General features: G+C 70.4%; 26 protein-coding genes. 16 read left to right on the forward strand and 10 right to left on the reverse strand.

The genetic code is table 11. The features are described 5' to 3' along the window. Window positions 1-55: 55 nt before the first annotated feature. The 3 genes from AB0B61_RS31045 to AB0B61_RS31055 are packed head-to-tail and all read right to left on the reverse strand — an operon-like array spanning window position 56 to window position 3,317. The gene (locus AB0B61_RS31045) at window positions 56-1,432 is read right to left on the reverse strand and encodes an extracellular solute-binding protein (protein WP_358439207.1); all 1,377 of its coding nucleotides are present in this window, start codon (window positions 1,430-1,432) and stop codon (window positions 56-58) included. A 35-nt stretch (window positions 1,433-1,467) separates the two neighbouring features. Further along, window positions 1,468-2,388: a carbohydrate ABC transporter permease gene (locus AB0B61_RS31050; protein ID WP_358439209.1), complete on the reverse strand. Its 921-nt coding sequence runs from the start codon at window positions 2,386-2,388 to the stop codon at window positions 1,468-1,470. Continuing rightward, window positions 2,385-3,317 (reverse strand): sugar ABC transporter permease, encoded by a 933-nt coding sequence (locus AB0B61_RS31055; RefSeq protein ID WP_358439212.1) that lies wholly within the window; start codon window positions 3,315-3,317, stop codon window positions 2,385-2,387. Before AB0B61_RS31055 ends, AB0B61_RS31050 begins: the two co-directional genes overlap by 4 nt. A 410-nt stretch (window positions 3,318-3,727) precedes the next feature. On the opposite strand from AB0B61_RS31055, the gene AB0B61_RS31060 reads away from it, so the two are divergent. Further along, on the forward strand, window positions 3,728-4,717 hold the full coding sequence (locus tag AB0B61_RS31060; protein WP_358439214.1) for a LacI family DNA-binding transcriptional regulator: 990 nt from the start codon (window positions 3,728-3,730) through the stop codon (window positions 4,715-4,717). A gap of 131 nt (window positions 4,718-4,848) precedes the next feature. Next, entirely contained in the window at window positions 4,849-6,936 is a 2,088-nt protein-coding gene (locus tag AB0B61_RS31065; protein WP_358439217.1) for a beta-galactosidase, read from the forward strand. Window positions 6,937-6,944: 8 nt separating this feature from the next. Here the strand turns inward: AB0B61_RS31065 and AB0B61_RS31070 are convergent, their stop codons facing one another. Then, complete coding sequence (locus AB0B61_RS31070; RefSeq protein WP_358439220.1) at window positions 6,945-7,730, reverse strand: IclR family transcriptional regulator; 786 nt, start codon at window positions 7,728-7,730, stop codon at window positions 6,945-6,947. 93 nt (window positions 7,731-7,823) lie between these two features. On the opposite strand from AB0B61_RS31070, the gene AB0B61_RS31075 reads away from it, so the two are divergent. The 10 genes from AB0B61_RS31075 to AB0B61_RS31120 all read left to right on the forward strand — a co-directional run bounded on the left by AB0B61_RS31075 (window position 7,824) and on the right by AB0B61_RS31120 (window position 18,177). Beyond that, window positions 7,824-8,756 carry a 5-dehydro-4-deoxyglucarate dehydratase gene (locus tag AB0B61_RS31075; RefSeq protein ID WP_358439223.1) on the forward strand — a complete coding sequence of 311 codons (933 nt, stop codon included), beginning with the start codon at window positions 7,824-7,826 and terminating at the stop codon, window positions 8,754-8,756. 44 nt (window positions 8,757-8,800) lie between these two features. Beyond that, entirely contained in the window at window positions 8,801-10,363 is a 1,563-nt protein-coding gene (locus tag AB0B61_RS31080) for an ABC transporter substrate-binding protein (protein WP_358439226.1), read from the forward strand. An 11-nt stretch (window positions 10,364-10,374) separates the two neighbouring features. Further along, the gene (locus AB0B61_RS31085) at window positions 10,375-11,301 is read left to right on the forward strand and encodes an ABC transporter permease (RefSeq protein WP_358439229.1); all 927 of its coding nucleotides are present in this window, start codon (window positions 10,375-10,377) and stop codon (window positions 11,299-11,301) included. Next, window positions 11,298-12,224 (forward strand): ABC transporter permease, encoded by a 927-nt coding sequence (locus AB0B61_RS31090; protein ID WP_358439232.1) that lies wholly within the window; start codon window positions 11,298-11,300, stop codon window positions 12,222-12,224. Before AB0B61_RS31085 ends, AB0B61_RS31090 begins: the two co-directional genes overlap by 4 nt. Further along, entirely contained in the window at window positions 12,221-13,225 is a 1,005-nt protein-coding gene (locus AB0B61_RS31095; protein ID WP_358439235.1) for an ABC transporter ATP-binding protein, read from the forward strand. The genes AB0B61_RS31090 and AB0B61_RS31095 overlap by 4 nt, the downstream gene beginning before the upstream one ends. Next, a complete protein-coding gene (locus tag AB0B61_RS31100; protein WP_358439237.1) occupies window positions 13,218-14,234 on the forward strand; it encodes a dipeptide ABC transporter ATP-binding protein in 1,017 nt (338 codons plus the stop codon). The genes AB0B61_RS31095 and AB0B61_RS31100 overlap by 8 nt, the downstream gene beginning before the upstream one ends. A gap of 93 nt (window positions 14,235-14,327) precedes the next feature. Next, on the forward strand, window positions 14,328-14,894 hold the full coding sequence (locus AB0B61_RS31105; RefSeq protein WP_358439240.1) for a carboxymuconolactone decarboxylase family protein: 567 nt from the start codon (window positions 14,328-14,330) through the stop codon (window positions 14,892-14,894). Between the two features lie 163 nt (window positions 14,895-15,057). Beyond that, the gene (locus AB0B61_RS31110; protein ID WP_358439242.1) at window positions 15,058-15,852 is read left to right on the forward strand and encodes a maleylpyruvate isomerase family mycothiol-dependent enzyme; all 795 of its coding nucleotides are present in this window, start codon (window positions 15,058-15,060) and stop codon (window positions 15,850-15,852) included. A gap of 132 nt (window positions 15,853-15,984) precedes the next feature. Further along, entirely contained in the window at window positions 15,985-17,502 is a 1,518-nt protein-coding gene (locus tag AB0B61_RS31115; protein WP_358439245.1) for a ricin-type beta-trefoil lectin domain protein, read from the forward strand. Window positions 17,503-17,556: 54 nt separating this feature from the next. Next, on the forward strand, window positions 17,557-18,177 hold the full coding sequence (locus tag AB0B61_RS31120) for a YoaK family protein (protein WP_358439247.1): 621 nt from the start codon (window positions 17,557-17,559) through the stop codon (window positions 18,175-18,177). An 8-nt stretch (window positions 18,178-18,185) separates the two neighbouring features. Here AB0B61_RS31120 and AB0B61_RS31125 read toward each other — a convergent pair whose 3' ends face one another. Further along, window positions 18,186-18,992 (reverse strand): alpha/beta hydrolase, encoded by an 807-nt coding sequence (locus AB0B61_RS31125; protein ID WP_358439250.1) that lies wholly within the window; start codon window positions 18,990-18,992, stop codon window positions 18,186-18,188. Between the two features lie 73 nt (window positions 18,993-19,065). Here AB0B61_RS31125 and AB0B61_RS31130 point away from each other — a divergent pair, with 73 nt between their 5' ends. After that, window positions 19,066-20,169 carry a sigma-70 family RNA polymerase sigma factor gene (locus tag AB0B61_RS31130; protein WP_358439253.1) on the forward strand — a complete coding sequence of 368 codons (1,104 nt, stop codon included), beginning with the start codon at window positions 19,066-19,068 and terminating at the stop codon, window positions 20,167-20,169. Window positions 20,170-20,185: 16 nt separating this feature from the next. Here AB0B61_RS31130 and AB0B61_RS31135 read toward each other — a convergent pair whose 3' ends face one another. Beyond that, a complete protein-coding gene (locus AB0B61_RS31135) occupies window positions 20,186-20,416 on the reverse strand; it encodes a hypothetical protein (RefSeq protein ID WP_358439256.1) in 231 nt (76 codons plus the stop codon). Window positions 20,417-20,615: 199 nt separating this feature from the next. Between AB0B61_RS31135 and AB0B61_RS31140 the strand changes: the two genes are divergently transcribed. Then, entirely contained in the window at window positions 20,616-21,890 is a 1,275-nt protein-coding gene (locus AB0B61_RS31140; protein ID WP_358439259.1) for a sensor domain-containing protein, read from the forward strand. Further along, window positions 21,878-22,537, forward strand: coding sequence for a response regulator transcription factor (locus AB0B61_RS31145; RefSeq protein ID WP_358439262.1), 660 nt, complete (start codon window positions 21,878-21,880; stop codon window positions 22,535-22,537). The genes AB0B61_RS31140 and AB0B61_RS31145 overlap by 13 nt, the downstream gene beginning before the upstream one ends. 8 nt (window positions 22,538-22,545) lie before the next feature. Here the strand turns inward: AB0B61_RS31145 and AB0B61_RS31150 are convergent, their stop codons facing one another. Both AB0B61_RS31150 and AB0B61_RS31155 read right to left on the reverse strand, forming a co-directional pair. Further along, window positions 22,546-22,722: a hypothetical protein gene (locus AB0B61_RS31150; protein ID WP_357652507.1), complete on the reverse strand. Its 177-nt coding sequence runs from the start codon at window positions 22,720-22,722 to the stop codon at window positions 22,546-22,548. 105 nt (window positions 22,723-22,827) lie between these two features. Further along, complete coding sequence (locus AB0B61_RS31155; protein ID WP_358439265.1) at window positions 22,828-23,658, reverse strand: YihY/virulence factor BrkB family protein; 831 nt, start codon at window positions 23,656-23,658, stop codon at window positions 22,828-22,830. A 210-nt stretch (window positions 23,659-23,868) separates the two neighbouring features. Here AB0B61_RS31155 and AB0B61_RS31160 point away from each other — a divergent pair, with 210 nt between their 5' ends. Next, complete coding sequence (locus tag AB0B61_RS31160) at window positions 23,869-25,020, forward strand: AI-2E family transporter (RefSeq protein ID WP_358439268.1); 1,152 nt, start codon at window positions 23,869-23,871, stop codon at window positions 25,018-25,020. Window positions 25,021-25,036: 16 nt separating this feature from the next. Here the strand turns inward: AB0B61_RS31160 and AB0B61_RS31165 are convergent, their stop codons facing one another. Together AB0B61_RS31165 and AB0B61_RS31170 are read right to left on the reverse strand one after the other, a co-directional pair. After that, a complete protein-coding gene (locus AB0B61_RS31165; RefSeq protein WP_358439271.1) occupies window positions 25,037-25,708 on the reverse strand; it encodes an alpha/beta hydrolase in 672 nt (223 codons plus the stop codon). Window positions 25,709-25,813: 105 nt separating this feature from the next. After that, window positions 25,814-26,947 (reverse strand): helix-turn-helix transcriptional regulator, encoded by a 1,134-nt coding sequence (locus AB0B61_RS31170; RefSeq protein ID WP_358439274.1) that lies wholly within the window; start codon window positions 26,945-26,947, stop codon window positions 25,814-25,816. Between the last annotated feature and the right edge of the window lie 36 nt (window positions 26,948-26,983).

A 26,983-nucleotide genomic window follows, 5' to 3' on the forward strand; every position in this document is an offset into this window, starting at 1 on the left:
TGACGGCCCGGTGGAGTGCGTTCCACCGGGCCGCCGGTCGTGGTCGCGCCGGGGGTCAGCCGCCGCTGGTGAGGGTGAAGCCCTGCTCGGTGCCGAAGGCGGAGATGCGGTCCTGCCAGGTCTTCAGCGCGGCGGACAGGTCACCGCCGCCGTCGATGGCCTGGCCCACGGTGTCCTTGAAGATGCTGTTGGCGTACACCTGGAACGGCAGGTACTGCCAGTCGGGGCGGACGGCGGCCGAGGCGTCGGCCAGGACCTGGTTGATCTTCTGGCCGCCGAAGAACGCCTGCGGCGCGTCACGGAAGGCCGGGTCGTCGAGCAGCACCTTCGTGGCGGGGAACAAGCCGGCCTCGGTGTTCAGCGACTTGACGGCCTCCGGGTCGGAGTTGAGCCACTGCGCGAAGGCGACGGCGGCCGGGATGTTCTTGCTCTGCGGGATGACCGCCACCGAGGAGCCGCCGTTCTCGGCGTTCATCGGCTTGGCCGCGTCGTACTGCGGCATCGGGGCGACCGCCCACTTGCCCGACGTCTTGGGGATGGAGTTGATGATGCCGTTCGGCGCCCAGGCTCCGGTCAGCCAGACGGCGTACTTGCCCGAGCCCATGCCCTTCCACCACTCGTCGGTCCAGCCGGGCTGCGGGTCGACCAGCTTCTCGCCGAGCAGCGTGCTCATGGTGCCGACCCACTGCTTGACGCCCGGGTCGGAGTCGAGCTTGACGCTGACCGAGCTCTCGCCCGTGGTCTTGAACGGCGCGCCGCCCGCCTGCCAGATCAGGCTGTCCACCCCACCGGCGTCACCGGGGTCGATGGAGGTGATGAACGAGCCGGAGTCGGCGGCCTTGATCTTCTTGGCCGCGTCGACGAACTCCGCCCAGGTGGCCGGCGGCTTGATCTTCAGCTTGTCGAAGATGTCCTTGCGGTAGAACATCGCCATGGGGCCGGTGTCCTGCGGGACGCCGTACACGCCGCCGTTGATCGCCACCTGGCCCCACGCCGAGTCGGCGAACTTGTCCTTCAACGAGGCGGCGCCGTAGTCGGCCAGGTTGACGACCTGCTTGGCGAGGGCGAACTGCGGCAGCGCGAAATACTCGATCTGCGCCACGTCGGGCGCGCCGGAGCCGGCCTTGATCGCGGTCTGCAGCTTGGTGTACTGGTCGGCGGACTGCCCCGCGTTCACCACATTGACCTTGATGTTCGGATATTTCGTGGTAAAGCGGGCGACGGTCTTCTCGATCCCCGTGACCCACGTCCAGAACGTCAGCTCGGCGGGCTTGGACAGCGCGTCCTGTACGGCCGCCGTAGCGCTGGGGGCGGCGGCGGACGGTGCGGCGGCACCCCCACCGGAGCCGCCGCCGCACGCGGCGAGTGCCAGAGAAAGGGCCGCGGCGATCCCGGCGGGGATGACACCGCGCCGCGATGGAAGGTTTTTCATGGCGTTTCCTTATCCACGGGGGACTATGTCGGGAATCACTGCTTGACGCTTCCGGTGGCGAGGCCCGACTGCCAGAAGCGCTGGAGCCCCAGGAAAGCGATGATCAACGGCACGATCGACAGCAGGCTGCCGGTCAGGATGAGCGTGTAGGTGGCGTCACCGGCACCGGAGGTGCCGCTGTTGGCCTGGGCGTTCCACTGGTTGAGGCCGACGGTGAGCGGGAACCAGTCCGGCGAGTTCAGCACGATCAGCGGCAGGAAGTAGTTGTTCCACGTCGCGACCAGCGCGAAGAGCAGGACCGTGACGAAGCCCGGGGCGAGCAGCCGCAGCGCGATGGTGCGGAAGATCCTGAACTCGCCCGCGCCGTCGATGCGCGCCGACTCCAGGATCGAGTCGGGCACCGCGTCGGCCGCGTAGACCCGCATCAGGTAGAGGCCGAACGGGCTGCACAGTGCCGGGATGAGCACCGCCCACGGGGTGTCGACGATCCCGACCCGGCTGAACAGCAGGTACGTCGGCACCGCCAGGGCAGTGCCCGGAATGGAGATGCCGCCCAGCACCACGGCGAACAGCAGCTTGCGGCCCGGGAACTCGTACTTCGCCAGCGCGTACCCGCCGAGGGTGGCCAGCAGGGCGGCGCCGCCCGCGCCCACCACGGAGTAGAGCACGGTGTTGCCGAACCAGCGCACGAAGATGCCGTGGTTGTAGCTCAGGGTCTCGCCGATGTTGGCGAACAGGTGGAAGTCCCCGCCGAACCAGAGCCCGAAGGTCGAGAACAGATCCCCGCCGTTCTTGCTGGCGTTGGCCAGCAGCCAGAACAGCGGCAGAACCGCGTACGCGAACATCACCAGCATGATCACCGTGAGGGTGGGGCTCTTCCCCCGGCGCCGCGCCGTGGTGGAGCGGTGCGCGGCCTGCCCGCTCGTGGTGCGGTTCGCCTCGGCGACGGCCGTCACAGTGTCTGCTCCCTTCTCGCCGTGATGATCTGCACCGCGTACGCCACGACGATGGTGACGACGCCGAGCACCACGGCGACGGTGGCCGAGTAGTTGATCTGCTGGCCGTTGAACGCGAGGTTGTAGGCGTACATGTTGGGCGTGTAGCTCGTCCCGATCACCGCGGGTGCCAGCTTCTGGAGGATGTTCGGCTCGTTGAAGAGCTGGAAGCTGCCGATGATCGAGAAGATCGTCGCCACGAGCAGCGCGGGACGCAGGGCGGGCAGCTTGATGCTCCAGGCGATCCGGATGGCGCCCGCGCCGTCCATCTCGGCCGCCTCATAGAGCTCGGTCGGTACGGACCGCAGCGCGGCGTACAGGATGATCATGTTGTAGCCGACGAACTCCCAGGTCACCATGTTGCCGATGGAGGAGAGCATCCAGGAGCGCGAGAGCAGGTCGGGGACCGCGACGCCGACGGCCTTGCCGATCTGTCCCACCAGGCCGAACTGGTCCCCGTACATGTAGCCCCACATGAGGGCCGACACCACGGCCGGCACCGCGTACGGCATGAAGATCGTGATGCGGAACAGCGACGGCCAGCGCAGCCTGCCGCTGTCGATGGCCAGCGCGCAGCCCAGGGCGATGAGCAGCATGACAGGCACCTGCACGACCAGGAAGAGCGCGACGCGGAGCAGGCCGGCGCCGAACAGCGCGTCGCCGATGGCGCGGGTGTAGTTGGCCAGGCCGGCGAAGACCGTGCCGCCGATCATGCGCTCCTGGAAGAAGCTGAGATAGATCGCGTACGCCAGCGGCGCCACCACCGCGACCAGGAAGACCACGAAGAACGGCAGGAAGAAGGCGTAGCCGGCGACGCGCAGGCGCAGGACCGGCCGGGCAAGGCCGGGGGGCGCGGTCACCGGCCCGGCGAGACCGGCGGGCGCGGTCATCCCGCGCTCCTGCCGCGGGATGTTCGCGCTGCCACGAAGACTGGCACTGAACTCTCCTTGTCGGGGCATGGCGATCCATGGATCGCCCCATTACCTGCGCCACCGTGGAGCGCTCGGCACAGTGATCGTGCGGCTCCGTGTTTACGTGAACATGGCGAAGATGTCCCGTAGTCTCCATTCGCCGCCAGAACATGTCAATAGGTAACCAAAAGTTAACACAGATGCCGGATTTATCACCGTTTGTGACTATTTGTCGACTAGAGCAGTCCCCCATTGACGGATGGGTCATGTTCACGTAAACATCGTGCGAGAGTTTGCACGACAGCAAGCCCATCGGATGACCAGAGGTGCCAGTGGACGGGGCGACCCAGAAAACCGCGGCGGGACGGCGCTCGCCCAAGCGGCCGTCCATGGCCGACGTCGCCGCGATGGCCGGGGTCTCCAGCCAGACGGTCTCCCGGGTGGTCAACAACCGCAGCAATGTGGAGGAAGAGACCCGCCAGCGCGTCCTGTCGGCCATGCGCGTCCTCGGCTACCGGCCCAACACCGCCGCCCGCGCCCTGGTCACCGGCCAGTTCCGCACCCTTGGCCTGATCAGCTTCGGTCTCGGCAGCTTCGGCAACGCCCGTACGGTCGACGCCGTCACCAAGGCGGCGCAGCGGGCCGGCTACACCGTGAACATGATCGCCGTCGAGTCGCAGACCGAGCGGGCCGTGCACGAGGCGTTCGACCAGCTGACGGTGCAGGCGGTCGACGGCATCGTGGTCATCGAGGCGCAGATCCTCGACACCCCGGCGCTGCGCCTGCCGCCGGACGTGCCGGTGGTGATGGCCGACGGCGACGTCAGCCTCCGCCACCCGATGGTCGACACCGACCAGGCCCTCGGCGCCCGGCTCGTCACCCGTCACCTGCTCGGCCTCGGTCACGAGACGGTCTGGCACGTCGCCGGGCCCGAGGACTCCTATGCCGCGCGGCGCCGGGCGGAGTCCTGGCACGCGACGCTCAAGGAAGCGGACGCGGCGGTGCCCCAGATGCTGTTCGGCGACTGGAGCGCGGCCAGCGGCTACGAGGCCGGCCGCGTCCTGGCCCGGCGGCCCGGCGTGACGGCCGTCTTCGCCGCCAACGACCAGATGGCCCTCGGCGTGATGCGCGCGATGATCCAGGCGGGGCGTCGCATCCCTGATGACGTGAGCATCGTCGGGTTCGACGACATCGAGGAGTCGGCCTACCTGTCCCCCTCGCTCACCACCGTCCGGCAGGACTTCGACGTGCTGGCCGAGCGGATCGTGTCGCTCATGATCGACCAGATCGAGACCGGTACGGCTCCCGCCGCCACCGCCTTCGTCGCCCCTCAGCTGATCGTCAGGGAGAGCACCGGCGCCCCGCCGCCGGCCGGCTGATCCGCACAACCGCAGCAGCCCACGCCTGGCCAAGAACGTCCGACCAACCGCAGCACGCCCCGCCGAAGAACGTCCCCACCGAAGAAGGGAGGAGCGGCGGCCCTCGCTCCGCCGAGGCCGCCGCGCCGACGATGAACGCCGTACCTCACGATGTCAGGCCGGGCTCCGGGACCACCGGCGCCCCGTCCCCGGGCGACCGGTTCTGGCGCCGGCTCGGCGGCGTGGCCTTCGGCGGCGACTACAACCCCGAGCAGTGGCCGGCCGAGACCAGGGCGGAGGACCTGCGCCTCATGGCCGAGGCCCAGGTCAACCTCGTCACCGTCGGGGTGTTCGGCTGGGCGCGCGTGGAGCCCGCGCGCGGCGCGTACGACTTCTCCCTGTTCGACCAGGTCCTGGATGACCTGCACGCGCACGGGATCACCGCCGACCTCGCCACCATGACGGCCTCCCCGCCGCCCTGGCTCGTCCACGAGCACCCGGAGATCTTGCCGATCACCGCGGACGGGACCGTGCTGGGCCCCGGCGGGCGGCAGCACTTCTGTCCCTCCGGTCCGGTCTACCGGGAACGGGCGGCGCTCCTGGTGGAGCGGCTGGCCACGCACTACCGCGACCATCCGGCGCTCGGGCTGTGGCACGTCGGCAACGAGTACGGCTGCCACATCGCCGCCTGCTACTGCGAGGTGTCGGCCGCCGATTTCCGCCGCTGGCTGCGCGAGCGCTACGGCGACGACCTGGAGGCGCTGAACGACGCCTGGTCGACGGACTTCTGGTCGCAGCGGTACGCCTCCTTCGACCACGTCCAGCCGCCCCGCGCGGCTCCGACGTACCCCAATCCGGCCCAGCAGCTCGACTACCTGCGCTTCGGCAACGAGGCGCTGCGCGACTGCTTCGACCTGGAGACGGGCATCCTGCGGCGGGTCACTCCCGAGGTGCCGATCACCACGAACTTCCTGGGCGGCCTGAAGGCCGTGGACGTCTTCGACTGGGCGCCGCGGCTGGACGTCGTGGCGGTCGACTCCTACCCCGACCCCCACGACGAGCGGCCGCACCTGGCCCCGGGCCTGTTGTACGACACGATGCGCGGCGCCGGGGGCGGGCAGCCGTGGATCCTCATGGAGCAGGCGCCGAGCGCGGTCAACTGGCGGGGCCGGAACGCGATCAAGCAGCCCGGCCAGATGCGGCTGTGGAGCTGGCAGGCCGTCGCGCAGGGCGCCGACGCGATCCTGTACTTCCAGTGGCGGCAGTCACGCGGCGGCGCCGAGAAGTTCCACTCGGGCATGGTGCCGCACGCGGGGGCCGACAGCAGGGTCTTCCGCGAGATCGCGGCGCTCGGCTGGGAGCTGGCCGCGGTGCCCGACCTGCCCGGCACGCGGGTCCACAACCAGGTGGCCATCCTGCTCGACTGGAACAGCTGGTGGGCGCTCGAACTCGATTCCCACCCCTCGGACGGGGTGCGACAGGAGGAGCGCCTGCTGGACCATTACGGCCCGCTGTTCGATCTCGGGGTCGGTGTGGACGTGGTGCCGCCCTCGGCCGAGCTGACCGGGTACGCGCTCGTCGTGGTGCCGAACCTGTACCTCCTGTCGAGCGAGGACGCGCGGCGCGTCTCGGCGTACGTGTCCGGTGGCGGCGCGCTGGCCGTCTCCTTCTTCAGCGGGATCGTGGACGAGCACGACCGGGTCCACCTGGGCGGCTACCCCGCGCCGCTGCGCGAGGTCCTCGGGGTCCGGGTCGAGGAGTTCTGCCCGGCGGCCGAGCACGAGCGGTTCCCGGTACGCGGCCACGGGGTGCTTTCGCACCTCGAAGGGGTCGCCGACCTGTGGCGAGAGGACCTGCACCTGGCCGGCGCCGAGCCCGAGCTCGTCTTCGACTCCGCCGACTGGGCCGGTCGCCCGGCCGTGACCAGGCACGAGTTCGGCGCGGGGATCGCCCGCTACCTCTCGACCCGCCTCGACGCGGCCACCATGCGGGCGGTCCTCGGCCGCGCGCTCGCCGAAGCGGGAGTGACCCCCGTCGTCAAGGGGCTGCCCGCAGGGGTCCAGGCGAGCGTCCGCGCCGGAGCCGGTCGCCGCTTCCTGATCCTGCTGAACCACACCGGCGACAAGCACGACATCGCCCTCAGCGGCGGGTGGACCGACGCCCTTGACCCGTCGGACGAGGGCGTCGCCACCGTCACCTTGCCGCCTACGGGCGTCGCCGTGCTCCGTGCGGTGGATTAGAGGTCCCTTCAGCGGATGATGCGGGCCCGCGCCCGGAGGAGTGCGGCCACGACCGCCTCCTCGCGTTCGGGATCGAGGCGGACGAGGGGGATGGAGCAGCTGAGCGCCTCGTTCGGGACGCGTCCCAGGTCCAGGGAGACGGCGAAGCAGCGCAGCCCGAGGGTCGATTCCTGCTCGTCGACGGCATGGCCACGCCGCCGGATCTCCTCGAGTTCGGCGCGCAGTGCCACCCGGTCGGTGAGGGTGTGGACGGTGCGGGGCTCCAGGGTCTCCGGCAGGAGTTCGTCGACCTCCGCCCATGGACGCCCGGCGAGGATCGCCTTGCCGAGACCGGTGGCCCAGCACGGCAGGCGCCGGCCGGGGCGGGTGACGACGGCCAGGGAGTGCCTGGAGATGTTGGTGGCCAGGTAGACGATCTCCACGCCGTCGAGACGGGCCAGGTGGACGGTCTCGCCGAGCTCGTCGTTCAGGTCGTTCATCACCGGACGGGCCCGCTGGACGAGGTCGTCCCGCTCGATGTACGACATCCCGGCCCGCAGCGCGCGGATGCCCAGCCGATAGCGGCCGCCGCCGTCGGCCTCCACCCAGCCGGTGCTCACCAGCGTGGTGAGCAGCGCGTAGCCGCTGGCCCGCGGCAGGCCAAGCGCGGTGGCCAGCTCGCGCAGGGAGCACGCCTTCGGGGCTGAGCTGAGGTGTTCGAGCACCGCGATGGTCCGCTCGGCCGATTTGACGCTGCGGACACCTCCCCCGGCCTCGGCGGATTGAGGTAACGAGTCCGGGGCGAATTGGGTCATCGATCACCTCTTGACGTGTGGCGAAACACCCACTTAATGTCTCGGCTACAAATATAGATGCTGTCTCCATATGTAGACAAGAGGTTGCTGTTGATGTCCCCCGCAGTCACGCGAGTCGCCGCTTCCCTCTCAGGCTTGCTCGCCTTCCCCGTCACACCGTTCACGGAGTCGGGGGATGTGGATCTGTCCGGGCTCAAGGCTCATCTCACCGACGTGCTCGCCGCGCGGCCCAGCGCGATCTTCGTCGCCTGCGGGACCGGGGAGATGGCGTCGTTGACGGCCACGGAGCACCAGGCGGTGGTCAAGGCCGCCGTGGAGCACGTCGCGGGAACGGTCCCGGTGCTCGCCGGGGTCGGCGGCGGCACGCGGACGGCCGCCGAGTTCGCCCGCGCCGCGCAGGCCGCCGGGGCCGACGCCCTGCTGGCGCTGCCGCCGTACTTGCAGGTCGGGCCGCCGGCCGGGCTCGTGGCGCACTACCGGGAGGTGGCCGCCGCCACGGATCTGGACGTGATCCTCTACCAGCGCGGTACGGCGCTGTTCTCCCCGGAGGCGGTGGCCGAGCTCGCCGAGGTGGACAACATCGCCGCGCTGAAGGACGGGCACGGCGACATGGAGCTGCTCCAGCTCATCCAGACCGCCACCGGCGGCCGGCTGCCCCTGCTGAACGGCATGCCGACGGCCGAGATCTTCGCCCGCTCCTACGTCGGCCTCGGCGCCCGCGCCTACTCCTCGGCGGTGCTGGCCTTCCTCCCGGAGGTCGCCGTCGCGTTCTTCCAGGCCTTCGAGAAGGGCGACGAGGCGACCCAGGACCTCCTGCTGCGCGAGTTCTACGCCCCGCTCGCCGCACTGCGCAACACGACGCCCGGCTACGCCGTCTCTCTCGTCAAGGCCGGGCTGGACATCCGCGGCCGCTCCGCCGGGCCCGTCCGCGCGCCGCTGGCGCAGGTCACCCCGGAGCACCGCGAGCAGCTCGCCCGCATCATCGACCGCGGCCTCTCCGCCCTCAGCGCGGCACCTGTCGCATAGCACGTGGCCTGCCCGGCATCAGGAGCAGGCGATTCGGAGGAATCATGATCACCACCCCCCGCCGCCGTCAGGCGGCCTCTGCCTTCTTGGCGCTCGGCACGCTGTTGTCCGTCGGCGCCTGCTCGGTCGCGAACAGCGGCCCGGAGCCGTCGTCCGGCGGCGGCGCGGCGGCGAGCACCGTCCGCATCGTGCTGCCCGAGGAGCCGCCCACGCTGGAGCCGTGCGACGCCTCCCTCACCGCGACCGGACGCGTCACCCGGGCCAACATCACCGAGGCGCTCACGGAGCGCGACCCGAGCTCCGGGCAGCTCCAGCCGGCGCTGTCCACGGAGTGGAAGCAGGACTCGCCCACCGAGTGGACCTTCACCCTGCGCAAGGGCGTGAAGTTCCACGACGGCACCGCCTTCGACGCCAAGGCGGCCGCCTTCTCCATCGAGCGCACGCTCGGCTCCAAGGTCGACTGCAACGTCAACGGGTACGTCTTCGGCGGCATCAAGCTCACCGCGACGGCCACGGACGACGTGACCCTCAAGGTGAAGACGGCCAAGCCGGACCCGATCCTTCCGCTGCGCTTGTCCTTCGTCGAGATCGTGCCGACCACCACGAACGCCACCGGCAAGGTCCGGGAGCCCGTCGGCACCGGCCCGTACAAGATCGCCAAGTGGGACGCCGGTCGCAGCCTGCGTCTGGAGCGCTTCCCCGGGTACTGGGGCAAGGCGCCGGACTTCGCCGCGGCCGAGTACGTCTGGCGTGGTGAGGGCAGCATCCGCGCGGCCATGATCAAGAGCGACGAGGCGGACATCGCCGTCGGCCTCGCCCCCGAGGACGGCGCCGGCGACTCGGCCGTGCAGTTCCCCAACAACGAGACCTCCTACCTGCGTATCGACGCCGCCAAGCCGCCGCTCAACGACGTTCGCGTGCGCCAGGCGATCAACTACGCCATCGACAAGGACGGGCTCGTCGCCTCGGTGTTCGCCGGGCTCGGCAAGCCGGCGGGCCAGCTCGTCCCCGAAGGCGTGACCGGTCACAGCCCGGCCATCCAGCCCTGGCCGTACGACATGGCGCAGGCCAAGAAGCTGATCGCGGACGCCAAGGCGGCCGGCGTCGCCACGGACACCCCCATCACGATCATCGGCCGGAACGGCATCTACCCCAAGGCCGCCGAGGCGATGGAGGTCGTGCAGAACTCGCTCACCGAGGCCGGGCTCTCGGTGAAGATCCAGATGCTCGACGTGAACGCCTGGCTGGAGTACCTGCTGCGCCCGTTCCCCAAGGACGCCGGCCCCACCCTGCTGCAGGCCCAGCACGGCAACCAGGCCGGTGACGCGGCCTTCACCATGGGCCAGATCTACGGCACCAAGGGCGGGCAGAGCAGCTTCGGCACCCCCGAACTGGACGACCTCATCACCGCCGGCGAGCAGGCCTCGGGCGAGGCGCGCCAGACGGCCTTCGCCAAGGCGCTGGACTACCAGAACAAGGACGTCGTACGCGACGCCGTCCTGGCGCACATGACCGGCATCCTCGCCCTGTCGAAGAAGGTCACCTACAAGCCCAACGCCGCCACCAACGACGAGATGCGCCTCGCCGAGCTGCACCCGGCCGGCTGAAAGGAGCAGGTGTGCTGACCTTCCTGCGGCGTCGCGTCGTCTCCAGTGCGATCCCGCTGGTCGTGGTGGTCCTCGGCGTGTTCTACCTGGCCCGCCTGACCGGCGACCCGGCCAACCTCTACCTGCCGCTCAGCGCCACCGCTGAGATGCGGGCGGAGTTCGCCGCCCGGCACGGGTTCGACCAGCCGCTGCTCGTCCAGTTCGGTGACTACCTGGCCCAGGTCGTCCGGCTGGACTTCGGCGAGTCGCTGCGGACCGCCGAACCCGCCGCCAACGCGGTGCTGCGGGCCTTCCCCGCGACGCTGCAGCTGGCGGGCGCCACGATGATCCTGGCGATCCTCGGCGCGGTCGTCGTCGGGAGCTGGGCGGCCTACCGCCCGAACTCCCTGGCCGACCGGGTCGCCAGCTTCACCTCGACGACCGCGGCCAGCATGCCGGACTTCTGGTTCGCCATCATGGGCGTCCTGGTCTTCTCCGTGGCGCTCGGCTGGCTGCCCACCTCGGGCACCGAGAGCATGTCGGCCTGGGTGCTGCCGGTGCTCACCCTGCTGATCCGGCCGTTCGGCGTGCTGGTGCAAGTGGTGCGCGGGGCGATGGTAACGGCGCTGTCGGCGCCGTACATCAAGGTGGCCCGGAGCAAGGGCGCGAGCGAGCTGCGGGTGGTCTTCGGCCACGCGCTGCGCAACGCCGCGCCGCCCGCGCTCACCGTGGCCGGTGACCTGGCGGTCGGGCTGGTCAACGGGGCCGTGGTCGTCGAGACCATCTTCGGCTGGCCGGGCATCGGCAAGCTGATGATCACCTCGATCCTGCAGCGCGACTTCGCGGTGCTGCAGGCCGCGGTCCTGGTGACCGCGATCACCATCTTCGCGCTGAACATCGTCATCGACGCCTGTTACGCGCTCCTGGACTCCCGAGTCCGTCAGGGGGTGACGGCATGACCAGCCTCGTGGAGGCGCCCGCCGCTCGGCGGATCACCTGGTGGCGCCTGCTGGCGCGGGACCGGTTCGCCTGCCTGGCGGTGGTGATCCTGGTGATCGTGGTCGCCGGCGCCATCGTGGGGCCGATCCTGCTCGGCGACCTGGCCGTGAAGCAGAACCTGCGGGCGGTCAACCGGCCGCCGTTCAGCCTCGACGACGGCTTCGCGTTCGTGCTCGGCAGCGACTCGCTCGGCCGCAGCCTGCTCGCCCGGCTCATCGTGGCCAGCCGTACGACGCTCTCCGTCGCCATCCCGGCGGTGGTGATCTCCCTGGTCGTCGGGTCGGTCTGGGGGATGTGGGCGGGCTACCACCGAGGCTGGCGGGAGAACGTCTCCATGCGCGTGGCCGACGTCATCCTCAGCTTCCCCTCGCTGCTGCTGGCCGTGGTCGTGCTGTACGTCTTCTCCCCCAGCGCGGGGAACATCGTCCTGGTCCTGGCCATCGCCCGCATCCCGGTCTACCTGCGGGCCGCCCGGGCGGAGTCGGCCGAGCTGCAGAGCCGGCTGTTCGTGGACGCGGCGCGGACGTTCGGCACCAAGAGCTGGGCGATCATCGGCCGACACGTGGCGCCGACCGTGCTGCCCACCCTGTTCACCGTCGCGACCCTGGATTTCTGTTTCGTGATGCTGACCGAATCGTCGCTCAGCTTCCTGGGCATCGGCATCCAGCCGCCGGACATGAGCTGGGGCCTGATGGTCGCCCAAGGGCGGCAGGTACTGCAGAGCGCCTGGTGGATCGCCGTCTTCCCCGGAGTCGCCATCGTGGTGACGACCGTCTCGGCGACCGTCCTCGCGTCCTGGGCCCGCCTGGCCATGGACCCCGGCCAGCGGTGGCGGCTCACCCTGCCCCGCTCTCGCCGCAAGAACAAGGAGGTGCGCGCGTGAGCGAGCCGAACAGCGCGGAGTCCGGGCGCCCGGTGCTGGAGGTGGATCGGCTGGCGGTCGACATCCGCACCCCTTCCGGGACGGTACGCGCCGTACGCGAGGTCAGCTTCTCCGTCCGCTCCGGCGAGACCTTGGCGCTCCTGGGCGAGTCGGGCTGCGGCAAGAGCATGACGGCGCAGGCCATCGTCGGCCTGCTCGACCCGGTCGCGCACGTGGCGGGCGGCGCCGTACGCCTGGACGGCACCGACATCCTCACCCTGTCGCCGGCGCAGCGCAGGCGGCTGGCCGGGCCCGGCCTGGCCATCGTGTTCCAGGACGCGCTCACCGCGCTGAACCCGGTCCAGACGGTCGGCGCCCAGCTGGCCGAGCCGTTCAGGATCCACGAGCGTCTTTCGCGCCGCGAGGCGCGCAAGCGGGCCGTCGAGCTGATGGAGCGGGTCGGCATCCCCGAGGCCGGCGCCCGGGTGAGCGCCTACCCGCACCAGTTCTCCGGCGGCATGCGTCAGCGGCTGCTCATCGCGCTGGCGATGGCCCTGCACCCCAAGGTGCTGCTCGCCGACGAACCCACCACCGCCCTCGACGTCACCGTGCAGGCCCAGATCATGGAGCTGCTGCGCGAGCTGCGCACCGAGCAGCAAACGGCGCTGATCCTGATCACCCACGACCTCGCGGTGGTGGCCGAGCAGGCCGACCACGTGGCCGTCATGTACGCGGGGAACATCGTCGAGACCGGCCGGGTGGCGGACGTGTTCGCCGAGCCGCGCCACCCGTACACGCGCGGGCTGCTCGACTCGGTGCCGGCCGAGGTGGCGCGCGGCGCCACCCTGAACTCCATCCCGGGCAGCCCGCCCGACCTGCACTCGGTGCCCTCGGGCTGCGCCTTCCGCGCGCGCTGCCCGATGGCGAGCGACGTGTGCGCGGCGGAGCGCCCCGTCCTCGTCGAGGCCGGGCCTGGGCGCCTGTCCGCGTGTCATCACTGGAAGGAGCTGACCGATGACTGACACATCCGCTATGGAGGCGCCCCTGCTGGACGTGGCAGGGGTGAGCAAGACCTTCCACGTGGCCCGCGGTGCCTCGGGCAGCAACCGGCTGCGCGCGCTGGACGGAGTCGACCTGCGACTGGCCCGCGGCGAGACGCTGGGCCTGGTCGGGGAGTCCGGCTGCGGCAAGTCGACGCTCGCCCGGGTGCTGCTCATGCTGGAGCGCCCGGACCAGGGCCACGTCAGGTTCGAGGGGACGGACCCGTTCGCGCTGCGGGGCAAGGAGTTGCTCAAGTGGCGGCGCCGGGTGCAGATGGTGTTCCAGGACCCGTTCGCGTCGCTGAACGCCCGGCTGTGCGCCGAGGACATCGTCGGCGAGCCCTGGCGGACGCACCGTGACCTGGTGCCGGCGAAGGAGCGCGGGAAGCGGGTGGCCGAGCTCCTGGAGATGGTGGGGCTGCGGGCGAGCGACGCCCGCCGTTACCCGCAGGAGTTCTCCGGCGGGCAGCGTCAGCGTCTGGGGATCGCCCGCGCGCTCGCCCTCGAACCGGACGTCATCGTGTGCGACGAACCGGTGTCGGCGCTCGACCTGTCGGTCCAGGCGCAGGTGCTCAACCTGCTCACCGATCTACAGGCCCGGCTGGGCGTGTCGTACGTGTTCATCTCCCATGACCTGTCCGTCGTCCGCCACGTCGCCGACCGGGTCTCGGTCATGTACCTCGGCAAGATCGTCGAGACGGGGCCGACGAAGCAGGTGTTCGACCAGCCGCGCCATCCGTACACCGCCGCGCTCATGTCCGCGGCGCCGGTCCTGGACGTCACTCCGGGGCCCCGGCGTGAGCGGATCCTGCTGCAGGGGGAGGTGCCCTCTCCGCTCGACCCGCCGTCGGGATGCCGGTTCCGTACGCGCTGCTGGAAGGCCGAGGACGTCTGCGCCCAAGTGGTGCCGCCGCTGGAGCCGTCCGACGGCGAGCCGCTGCACTCGGCCGCGTGCCACCTGCCGCTCCAGGAGGTCGCGGAACCCGGTTGATGAGGCCGTTGCTGGGGTGAGACTCTCAAGCGCTCGGTCATCTGACGACCGCTCCTGTCCACCCAGCTAACGGCGACACAGCCGGAGGTATCGATGGCGAGATTGACCCTCATCCATCCTGACGACGCGACCGGGGACGCGGCCAAAGTACTCGCGGCCCTACCGGTCAAGCTCAACATCTTCCGCATGCTGGCGCATGCGGAGTCGTGTGTGCTCCCGCAAGTGCGGCTGGGCACGGCCATCCTCAGCAGCCTTGATCTCGGGCATCGGCGGCGCGAGCTGCTGATCCTGCTCGTCGCGCGGGTTGAGGACGGCGCCTACGAATGGCGACAGCACGTCCCGATCGCCCTGGGCGTCGGCGTTCCGCAAGCGCAGATCGACGCGATCGAACAGGCGAACCTCGCCGATAATGCCTTCGACAACGCGGAGCGGGCGCTGCTCGCGTTCGGGAAGCAGGTGATCGAGGCCGTCCGGGTCGAGGACAGCGTGTTCACGGAGGTTCGACGCCACTTCTCGGAGCGGGAGATCGTCGAGGCGATCCTGGTGATCGGCTTCTACATGACCATGGCACGGTTGACCGAGGTGACGCAGACCGATCTCGACCCGGCCTCGGGAATGACCGTGTTCGACTCCTTCCAGCCCCGGGACACGTCCGCATGAGCCTCGTCGGCGCCTTCGGATCGCTGGTGGCCGGGGCGCCGACAGGGACTCGCCGCCGCGGGGAAGTACTCATCTCCCTCGCCGGACGTATACTTGACCCGTCAACAAAATTCGCAACGCGGCGGACCGTAGACATCTCCGCGTCCCCACTCTGGAGACGAACATGACCGATCGTGCCGACCAGATCATCGACGCGCTGCGCAGCGGCCACGATCACCTGGCCACCCTTGTCCGCGGCCTCTCGGCCGACGACCTCACCCGGCCGTCCGGCGCGTCGGAGTGGGACGTGTCGCAGGTGCTCAGCCACCTGGGCAGCGGCGCCGAGATCAACCTGGCCGGCCTGGAGGCCACGCTGAGCGGCACCGCCGGCCCAGACGGAGACTTCAACAAGTCGGTCTGGGCCCGCTGGGACGCGATGTCCCCGGCCGAGCGGGCCGAGGGCTTCCTGACCGCCAACGAGGCGCTGGTCAGCCGCTATGAGAGCCTCGACGCGCAGGCGCGCGAGGAGCTGCGGATCAAACTCGGCTTCCTGCCGGTCCCCGTGGACGTCGCGACCGCGGCGGGGCTGCGGCTCAGCGAGTTCGCCCATCACTCGTGGGACGTCGAGGTCGCCTTCGACCCGGCGGCGACCCTGGCCCCCGCCGCGGCCGGGCTGCTGCTCGACCAGGTGGGCATGCTCATCCACTTCATCGGCAAGGCCGACGCCCTCGCCGGGCGCCAGGTCGGCGTGGCCATCCGGACCACCTCGCCCGAGCGCTCCTTCGGGCTCGCCGTGGGTGAGGCGGTCAGCCTCGGCGACGAGCCGGCTCAGCCCGACGCCGTCCTCAGCGCGCCGGCCGAATGGTGGCTGCGCCTCACCACCGGCCGCCACGCTCCCGAGCACACGCCGAGCGTCGTGACCCTCACGAGCGACAGCCTCACCTTGGACGACCTGCGGCGGATCTTCCCCGGCTTCTGACCCGACTACCGATCCGGCTCTTACTGACCGGCTTACTGACCCGGCTTCTGATTCTGAGAGGCACGGCCGTCGCCCGATAAACCCGCGTACGTTCCGTTAACATAGGCCGACACACAGTGTCGGACGGAGCAGATGCGCAATCCCCCACGCGAGCTCGCCCTCGTGATCGGCGCGGTGGCCGTGCTCAGCGCGGTCTTCACCGTGCTGGCCGGCATCTACGTCAACTTCGCCACCGACGGCCAGCCCCAGCTCAACCCGGCGCACATCCTGCCCGCGATCGTCTTCGCCTGCCTGGCCGCCGCGCTCCCGCCGCTGGGCGGCCTCCTGCAGTCACGCTGGGCCAACCGCACGGCGACCGCGACCGATCCGTTCACCGCGCACGACCTGCCCACGTTCAAGCGGCTGCTCAAGGACCTGCGTAGGGAGGCGCGCACGCCCAAGTTCGCCGAGCTCCAGGCGCGTGCCGCCCAGCGGGAGCTCGCCTTCGACCGGACAGACCTGGAGAAGGTCACCAAGCAGCGCACCGGCTGGCTCAACGACGTCGAGGGCGCCGAGCCGGTCATCCGTGCCTTCCTCCTGGTGCACGACGTGCCGGAGACCACAGTGCAGAAGTGGCTGCGGTCCTACCACAGACTGGCCGATCCCCAGCCGCCCACACCCGCCCGCCGCAGGAGGCTGGTCATCGGCACAGCGGTGTCGGTGGTGTTCGCGACCGCGGCCTTCCTGGCCTATGTGGTGTACGTCGACACCTACATCCCCGAGTCGCTCAAGCGCTCGAACGTGCTGATCCTGTCCCTGTACGCGCCCGGCAAGCCCCTGGTCGTCAACACCTCCACGACCGCTCCCCCGCACGCCAGGCTGGGCGGCTCGGCCATCAACACGGTCCCCGCCGAAGCCCAGCGCTGGGACCTCGAACCGGCCAAGCACGACGGCGCGTTCTTCCACCGGATCCGCAACCGCGTGAGCGAGCGCTGCCTGACCCCGGAGGCCCGGCGCGTCACCGAAGGGATCTTCCTCACCGAGGCGGACTGCGATGGCTCCGACGACCAGCTCTGGCGACTGACCGGTGACCATGCGATCACTATCGCCTCCTCCAGGGGAAACCTGTGCGCCGAGCCCAACCAGAGCATCGCCGACTCCGGCACCCCGCTGATCCTGCTGGCCTGCGCGGCCGACCGGCCCGGCCAGCGCTGGCTGATCACCACCCGCCCGCCGGATCTCGGCAGCTCGCTGGCCAGCTCGGAGAACGGCGTGTGCCTGGACGCCACGGGCGCCACGGACCTGATCACGTGGGGCTGCCACGGCGGCGTCAACCAGGCGTTCGGCTACCGGCGCAACGCCCAGGGCGCGTACGCGATCACGAGCATGGGGGGCTGCCTGACCGCCACCGGCCCACCTGATGGGCGGCGCCCGTCCCGCGAGCCCTGCGCGGACTCCGCTCGCCAGCTCTGGCGCTTCAATTACCGCTCGGCGTACAACCGGTGGCTTTACTGGGAGGTCCAGCACGTCGGCAGCGGCCTGTGCCTGCAACTCGAACCCGACGGGGCCTCGCTGTCACTGCGCCCGTGCACCCGCGCGAACGTCCAGCAGTGGCGCACTCCCGACTGGCTGAACCCACCCAACACGCCCACCCACCCCGCCGTCCCGTAGCCGTGCGCAGCGCGCCTCCCGCCGGGGGCCGCGCGGGCGGCCGACCATGAGGGGGTGCCCGCCACCAATCGCCTGCCCATCCTGAGCCTGGCGCTGGCCTCGGGGTCCATGGACGCCTTCACCTTCCTCGCCCTGGGCCAGGTCTTCACCTCGAACATGACCGGCAACCTGGTCCTGCTCGGCGTGTCAGCCGGTCGTGGCCGCCTCTCCGAGGCCCTGGGCTCGCTGGTGGCGCTGATCGCCTTCACCTGTGGCCTGGTCGCCGCGTTCCGGTTCACCGGGGAGGCCACCGGCTGGGCCGCCCGGATCAGGCTGGCCCTGGCCGCCGAGCTGGGCCTGCTGATCGCGCTGGCCATCGCCTGGGCCCTGTCCGGCCCGCATCTCCCGCTGATCGCGACCGCCGCCCTCGCCATGGGCGTCCAGAGCGCGGTGACCCATCGCCTGCGGACCTTCATCGGCTCGACGACGTTCATCACCGGTGCGCTGACCAGCTCGTTCTCCCGTCTCCTCACTCCCGAGGACGGGCGGCCGCGCATTCCCGAGCTGATGGCCGTGCTTTTCGCCCTGGCGCTCGGCGCGGCCGCCGCCACGGTGAGCCTGTATCTGCTCCCCGCGGCGGCTCCGGTGATCGCGCTGCTGGCCGTGGCACTCGCCCTGATCACCGGTACGAGCTGACGCGCCGGTCAGCTCTCGGACAGGACCGCGCGCAGCCGGGTGACGAAGGACTTCGGGTCGTCGGCGAAGCCGATGTGGCCGCCGGGGAACATCGTCGGCTCGATACCGAGTCCCGCGGCCAGCGCGATCGAGGTGCGGTCGCAGAGCTGGCCGGCCGAGTCCTCGCCGATGCCGATCACGACGCGGGTGCTCGCCGCGCGCAGAGCGGCGAAATCGGGCCGCCAGCGGATGGTGTCGCGCATCTCGTGGGCGAACCAGCGGCGTTCGTCGGCGACCTGACGCGGGTCGCGTTCCCCGCCGAACATCATCTCGATCGCGCCGTCCGGCATGACGATGTCGGCCTGAGCCATGAACTTCCGCCAGGCCCCTGTGACATCACCCGCGAGGTAGGTGGCGATCTGGTCGTCGGTCCCGGCGTAGAGCTGCTCGCGGTCCTCCAGCGGGTCGACCACCGGGGCTTCGTGGGCGATGACGGTGTGGGCCTGCTCGGGGTGGGCCTCGGCGAAGGCCAGCGCGGTGACGGCGCCGCCGCTGGAGCCGAAGACCACGGCCGGACCGGCGTCGAGGTGGGTCAGGAGCCGGGACAGGTCGTCGGCGCGCGCCTGCGGGGTCGAGTCCTGCTCGGGGTCGTGGAGGAGGCTGCGGTTGATGCCTCGCGGATCGGTGGTGAGCACGGTGTGGTCGGTGGCCAGCAGCTCGGCCGCCGGGGCGAAGGAGTCGGCGTTCATCGGGGCACCGACGAGCACCACCAGGGGGCCCTCGCCCCGTACCTCGTAGTACAGGCGGGCGTCAGGGACCTCAAGGGTGTTGTGCATCGGAGTTCTCCTGGTCTGGAGGTTGGTGGTCGGTCCAAGAGGTGACTCCGGTGATGGGGCAGAATCGTCGCTTGTGAGCGAAGTCTTTTCCGCCACGTCCGCGGACACGCCCACGGGCCCGTCTGCGGGCACGGCAGCGGAGGACGCCGAGGACCTGGTTCAGGCGCGTGCCGGGGACGATGCCGAGGACCTGGGCCGGGCGCGTGCCGGGGACGACGCCGCGTTCAACCGGCTCGTGGAGCCGTTGCGCCGAGAGTTGCACGCCCACTGCTACCGCATGCTCGGCTCCACCCACGACGCCGACGATGCCCTCCAGGACGCCCTGCTGCGGGCGTGGCGGGGGCTCGCGCGTTTCGAGGGCCGCGGCTCGCTGCGCTCGTGGCTGTACACCGTGGCCACCCACACCTGCCTGGATACCATCCAATCCAGAGGCAGGCGAGCCCTGCCGATGGATCTCGGGCCGTCCAGTGACCGCGCCGTACTCGGCGACGCCCCGCTGACCGACGTCGCCTGGCTGGGCCCCTATCCCGACGCGGGTCTCGGCGCGGGCGGACCGGCCGCGCGCTACGAGCAGCGCGAGGCCGTCGAACTCGCCTTCGTCGCCGCTCTGCAGCACCTGCCGGGCAACCAGCGCGCGGCGTTGCTGCTCTTCGAGGTCCTCGGGTTCTCCGCCGCCGAGATCGCCACCATGATGAACACCTCCACCACGTCGGTGAACTCCGCTCTGGCGCGCGCCCGCAAGATCGTCGCGGAGAAGGTGCCCGCTCCCACCCAGCAGCGGACGTTGCGTCAGATCGACGACGCCCGGGTACGGGAGATCGTCGCCGGTTACTCCACCGCACTCGAACGCGGCGACGCCGACGCCCTGGTCGCGCTCCTGACCGAGGACGTCACCTGGTCGATGCCGCCGCTGCCGCACTGGTATCACGGCCTGGCGGCCGTCGCCGACTTCGCCAGGCGGATCCCGCTGACCGCCTGCGGCAGCTGGCGGCACCTCCCGGTCACCGCGAACGGCCAGCCCGCCGTGGCCTGCTACCTCCGGAACGACGGCGCCGGCGCGCACCTCGCCTGGTCGATCAACGTACTGACCCTGCGTGGCGAGCGTATCCGCGAGGTCACCTCGTTCATCGGCGCCGAGCACTTCACGCCCTTCGGGCTGCCCGCCTCACTGCCCTGACCCTTACGGGCGGCGCTCAGGGGCGCCGGTGGCGGTAGTGGTGGACGGCCAGGGCGACGGCGCACGCGATGGTGGCGAGTCCGAATCCGATGCCGACGAAGATGTTGGAGCCGAAGTTCGAGGTCACTATGTTGAGGACGGCGCTGATCCCGAGCAGGAGCCACAGCACGGGACGGAGCATCCCGCGCCGAGCGTCGGCGGGCTGTGCCGGACGGGCTGCCTCGGAGACGTTCAGGATGTCGGACATGAGGTGCTCCTCATTCGATGGGCTGTCACACATCGAAGCTACGGACGATCACCGCTGACGACGATCCCACCCATGGGACAAGCGGGGTACAGCAGGCTGTACTCCTCGGCCGATGATCTGCCGACCGCCCAAGTGATGCCCTATTGTCCTGGGCTGAGGAGGCGCCGCGGGGCGATCTTCTGGGCCAAGGAGGTGCCGCTTGTCGACCGATGACCCCACGCCCGACCGGCGGGCGGCCCGCTGGGACGCGTTCGTCCTCGCCCGTGCCCGCGTCATCCTGGAGGCGCTCGAGCACCTCGTCGGCGGGCTCGGCACCGCGTTCCTGGCGTTGGTCGCCTTCGCGTTGGTGATCGCCACCGCGCTCACCGGCCTCGTCGGCGTGGGCCTGCTGCTGGCGCCCCTCACACTGCGCGTGGTGCGTGTCGTCGCCGACCGGGAACGCGGGCGGCTCTCCCGCTGGGGTCCGGCGGTCGTCGGCCCGGAGCCGATACCGCACGGGCTGCGCGCCGCCCTCGCGGACTCGGCCGTACGCCGGGAGGTGGGCTGGGTCGCGATCCATGCCGTCTTCGGGCTGCTCATCGGCGCGATCGGTCTCTCGCTGCCCCTCTACGCGGTGCGTGACATCACCTTCCCGTTGTACTGGCGGCTGCTGCCACCGGATGTGGCGGCCACGTCGGCCAGTGGGCTCTGGACCGTGCAGGGCTGGCCCAGCGCCCTCGCCGTCGCCCTGCTGGGCGTGAGCTGGATCGTCATCACCGGCATGGTCCCCCCGAGCATGGCGCGGCTGCAGGCCTGGCCCGGGCGGCGACTCCTGGCGCCCGTCTCCGGCACCGACCTCGCGCTGCGGGTCGTACAGCTCACCGCGACCCGTGCCGCCGCGCTCGACGCGCACTCCGCCGAGCTGCGGCGCATCGAGCGGTCGCTGCACGACGGGACGCAGAATCGGATCGTCGCCGTCAACGTCCTGCTCGGCGCGGCGCGCCGGGCTCTGACGCGCGACCCGGCCAGCGCCGAGGCCATTCTCGAACGCGCGCAGGACGCCGCCGAGCAGGCACTCGCCGAGCTTCGCGGGGTCGTCCGCAGCATCCTGCCGCCGGTGCTGACCGACCGGAGCCTCGCGGACGCGCTCACCGGTCTGGCCACGGCCTGCCCGGTGCCCTGCCGGATCGACGCCGACCTGCCCGTCCGGTGCGCCTCCTCGGTCGAGGCGACGGCCTACTTCGTGGTGGCCGAGACGCTCACGAACATCGCCAAGCACAGCCGTGCCGGGCGCGCCGACGTCCTGGTCCGTCTCCAGGACGACCGGCTCCACCTGCGGATCACCGACGACGGCCAGGGCGGGGCGGACGAACGCAACGGGTCCGGGTTCGTCGGCATCCGCCGCCGTACCGAAGCACACGATGGGACATTCATGCTGACCAGCCCGCCCGGTGGGCCCACCACCGTGACCGTGAGCCTGCCATGCGGATCGTGATCGCGGAGGACGACCCGCTCCTGCGCGAAGGGCTCGCGCTGCTGTTACGCGCTGAGGGGATCGACGTCGTGGCCACCGCCGGCGACCCCACCGGCTTCCTGGACGCCGTCGGCGTACACAAGCCGGATGTCGCGATCGTCGACGTACGGATGCCGCCGACCCACACCGACGAGGGGATCGTCGCGGCCGTCGAGGCCCGGCGGCGCCAGCCGGACCTGGCCGTGCTCGTGCTGTCCGCCTATGTCGAGCAGGCGTTCGCCACCGAGCTGCTCTCCCATGGCAGCTCCCGCCTCGGGTATCTGCTGAAGGAGCGGGTCGGGCGGGTGGACGAGTTCCTGACCGCGCTGCATCGGGTGGCGGACGGGGGTACGGCCATCGATCCGGATGTCGTCGCGCAGCTGCTCGTACGCACCCGCCCCGACACCCGGCTGGAGCGCCTCAGCCCGCGCGAACGCGACGTGCTGGCCCTGATGGCCGAAGGCCTGGGCAACGCCGCCATCGCCGAGCGGCTCTTCGTCACCGACGGCGCCGTGCACAAGCACATCCGCAGCATCTTCGCCAAGCTCGACCTGGCGCCCACCGACCGGGCGGACCGGCGCGTCACCGCCGTCCTGCACTACCTGGAGGACGCCAACCGCCGAGTCTGACCCGGGTGTCACTTGCTGGGCTGGGGTGTCTGGCAGGCGATCTTCGGGTTCATGCCGAGATAGTTGAGCGGACCGGCCACGATCGTCACGGCGATGGTGGCCAGTTTGTTGCAGTTGTCGACCGGTCCTGAGTAGTAGTCACGCTGGCCCGCCGCGAAGGCGCCGACGATCAGCCAAAGGATCACCACTACAGACGCTAAGCGCATCGGTTCTACCTCCATCATCCGGCCTTGGTCACCAGTCTCTCCCCCTGGCGAGGCCGAGGAAACGGGCAGTTTTCCCACGGTCCGTCACTGAAGAGGGACCTTCGGCGACTTTCTGAGAGGGGGACCGCCCGTGGTCAGGTCCTTGACCTGGCCGGTGGTGCTGGTGGCGGCCAGGGCGACGGCGAACAGGATGAGCTGATTGAGAAGCTTGAGAAACACCAGCATCCCCACGGCTCCCGCGACCACCTGATAGGCGGGGTTGGCCGCGGTGAGGTTGAGATAGACCTGCCCGAGGGTCTTGAGGATCTCCAGGCCGATCATGATGAAGAGCGCCGGGCCGATCACCCTGCGCAGCGGCAGGTGCAGCCGGGGCGGGGCGGTCAGCAACGCCATGGCCAGCAGGGTGTTGATGCCGAGACCGATGATGAACGCGGCCGCGGACAGCACCCACTGGGCCCAGTCGGCGTCCGTCCCCACCGTGTGGACGGCCAGCCAGCTCAGCAGCCATTCGGCGGCGAAGGCGAGGGCGATCGACAGGAAGAGCAGCACTCCGAGCCCGGCCACCACGCACAGGTCGATGAGCTGGCGCAGGATGAACCTCCCCGGATATTCCTCGATGCGCCAGATCGCCCTGCTGGCCGAGCGCAGGGCGTCCATCCAGAACAGGCCCGTCAACGGCAGCGCGACGAAGGCCACCGCCCCGGCCGTCGCCCGCGCGTCGATCAGCGCCTGCACGTCCAGCCGCGGGAAGTTCTCGCTCAGATAGTGCTGCACCGCCTCCAGCACCGGCGGATAGTCCAGGTACCGGCCGAGAATGGCGAACCCCAGCAGCGCGAGCGCGAAGGTGGCGAAGAAGGAGTAGTACGTGAGCGCGGCCGACAGCCGGCCGGCGTCCACCTTGTCGTAGCGGATCACGGCCCGGACGAGATGATCCAGCCAGCCATGACGGCTTCTCGCCCGAGCCCAAGCCGCCGGCAACCGTCCGAGCTTGCTCACCGTACCGTCCAAAACCGCTCGATCTTCAGGCTGAGCCTCTACCCGGGCGTGCGTCGAATCATCCTGGCCGCACCTTACTGGGCGGCCAGGATCCGTGCCTATCAGGAGCGGAGGTGAGAGTCTGAAGAGGTGAAGCCGGATCGGGGACCCCTCTGGGGGCTGGTGCCACCTACGCTGGCCAAGCTGGCCGCTTGGAGCGCCTGCTTGATCCTCATCGGCTTCGTGGCCAACTACATAGTCAACATCGTGGTGCTGATGCACCTCATCGCCCTGCCGGTCGCGGTCGCCCTGCTGCTGACCGCGCTGCTGTTCCCCCTCACCAGGCGGCTGCGCGGGATGGGTCTGCGGCCGATCTACGCCACGTGGGTCACCATGCTCGTCGCGTTCGCCGTGGTGGGCGGGACCGGCTGGGTCATCGGCGTACGGGCCAACGAGGAGTTTCCCGGCCTGGTGCGACAGGTGCAGCAGACCGCCAAGACGATGGAGGGCTGGCTCTACACGGGCCCGCTGCACGTGAAGCCGAACCAGCTCAGCAACTGGGTCGACGACATCGCCAACCTGGTCACCGAACAGCAGCGGCAGATCACCACGACCGTGCTCGCGGGCACCGTCGTGCTGCTCGAAGCGCTGGCCGCGACCGTCCTGCTGCTCTTCGTGACGTTCTTCCTGCTCAAGGACGGGGACCGGATCTGGGCGTGGTTCCTCAAGGGGTTCGGCACGGTCGCGCCGCGGGTCGATCGCGCCGGGCGCACGGCCTGGGTCACGCTCTCGCACTACGTACAGGGCACCGTGGCCGTGGCGGCGGTGCACGGCATCCTCATGGGCATCGTGCTCGCGGTCATGGGCGTCCCGCTCTGGGCGGCGCTGGCCGTGCTGATCTTCCTGGCCAGTTTCATCCCGATCGTCGGCATCTTCTTCGCCGGAGCCGTCGCGACGCTGGTCACGCTCGGTGCGAAGGGCCCGATCTACGCGCTCATCTTCGTCGGCATCCTGCTCGTCGAGCAGCAGTTGGAGAACCACGTCCTCCAGCCGCTGATCGTCGGCCGGGCGCTGCACTTCCACCCGCTGGCGATCATCCTCGTGCTCTCCGTCGGCGGCATCCTGGCGGGGATCGCGGGCGCGATCGTGGCCGTGCCGATCGCCGCGATCCTGTACCGGTCGGTGCCCGAACTCTTCCGGGACGAACCGCTCCCGCTCCCACCTGTGCCGGAGCCGGAACCACCGCCGCACCACGGCAAACCCGCCCAGACCGGCGGCGGATCAACGCTGCCTACCGGGTGATGCCTGGCACGAGGGACTAGGCGCTCGTGGCCAGGAGGATCTTCATCAGGTCGTCGGGCGCGTCCCGCATCACGTTGTGCCTGGACGCGAGGGGATGCGCGCGCCACGACGGATCGGCGAGCGCCTGCTCGTAGGCGGGCTTGAAGGGCGACTCCCCCTCGCCTTCGGCCGCGTACACATAGTCCTTGCTCCGGAACCGGTCGAGCCCGCCGCGCAGGCGGATCGACTGGAGGAGGGAGGCCAGCGGGTGCGGCGTGGCCCGCGGATCGAAGAAGGGCAGCGGCGCGGTCGTGTAGCCGTTCGCGTGGGCGTCACCGATGTACCAGTTTCGCTGGTCGTCCGTGGCCAGGGTCCAGCAGGAGTCCCCGTCCGCGGGTACGAAGGCGTCGACGTAGACCAGACCGTCGACGTGCTCGGGGACCCGGTCGGCGGCGCCGGTGATCACCATTCCGCCGTAGCTGTGCCCCACCAGCACGACGTCGGTGATCTGCTCGTCCGCCAGGAGATTGACCACGTCCTCGATGTGGGTGTCGAGGTTGACCGTGGCGTTGAGCAGGTGCTTCCTGGCCCCCAGCCCGGTCAGCGTGATCGGGTACGCCTCGTGGCCGTGCTGCCGGAGCCGGCGCGCCAGCGGTTCGAAGCACCACGCGCCGTGGCAGGCGCCGGGGACAAGTACGAAGGTCGTCATCTGGGATTCCTCAGGTAGGTGGCGTACGTCCCCAGCTTCCGGCCGAACAAGCCAGAAGTCCAAGAGATAGTACGTCTCCTTACGAGAAGGAACAGTTATGGATGCTCACGCGGTGAGCCGGGCGATCTGCCGCAGCTCGCCGCGGGTCGTCTCGCAGTCCAGCCGCCGGAGCTGGTCCACCACCCGGCCGGCCTGCGGGCTGTACTTGAGCTCCTCGGGGCAGGTCTCCGCCACCTTCCTGAGCATGGCGGTGGCGGCTTCCGGGTTGCGGTCCATGGCGTGGGCCGTGGCCAGGGACAGGAGATAGCGGGCCTGCCGGTCCTTGGCGTACAAACGGTCGGCGTCGAGGTCCGCCGCCAGCCGGATGGCCTGCCGGTACCGGCCCATGCGTACCGCCACCACCACCGTGTGCAGATCCACCTCGGCCATGAAGTCCACGCTGAGCCGGTCGCCGAGCTTGCGGGCGCGGTTCAGCAGTTCCTCGGTCCGGAGGAGGTCGTTCTCCTCGGCGGTGGCCAGCGCCGCCGTCAGGTAGCAGGTGCCGATGGTCGACGGGTCGTCCGTGAGCTCGGTCGCGGCCAGGCACAACCGGCGGGCGTCGGCGTACCGGCCCAGGTGGATGAGGACCTCGGCCAGTTCGGCCTGGGTAAGCGCCCGCAGGTCGGCGGGCGCGGCGGCCACGGCGCGGTCGGCGGCCAGCAGGGCGAGCGGGTGGTGGCCGCAGTCGCGCAGCAGCGTCGCGAACAGCCGGTAGACGTCGGTGAGGTCGGCGGCGGCCGCCTGCCGATCCTCGGCCTTCGCGTGCTCCGCCGACGTGTCGGCCATCAGGAGAAGGGCGGGCAGGCGACGGCGCAGCTCGGTGTAGCGTCTGGGCGAGCGCCGCCAGATCTCCCACGCCGACGACACGTGACGGTGGACGCGGTGCACGCTCTCGGCCACCCCGTCGGCGCACAGCCGGGGGAACAGCAGCGCCCGGCCGACGTCATCGCATTCGCCGTGTTCGCCCGTGGTCGGCAGTGTTATGGGGCAGCCGATGAGTTCGGAAAGGTCGTTCACGCGGAGTACGTCGGCGATTCGCATGATGGTGGATAATCGGTCCAGCGGCCTGGCGCCTTTTTCGACCAGCCGAAGCCATTCCTCGCTGCAGCCCACGAGATTCGCCAGAATCCGCCTGGACAGGCCACGTGCGCGGCGCATGGCCATGATCCGGCCGCCGTCGACCAAGAAATCGCTGGCCATGCCGCCAGGTTAGGCGATGAATTCGACGGCCATCGA

It is taken from the genome of Nonomuraea sp. NPDC049158, assembly GCF_040648335.1.
GTDB lineage: Bacteria > Actinomycetota > Actinomycetes > Streptosporangiales > Streptosporangiaceae > Nonomuraea.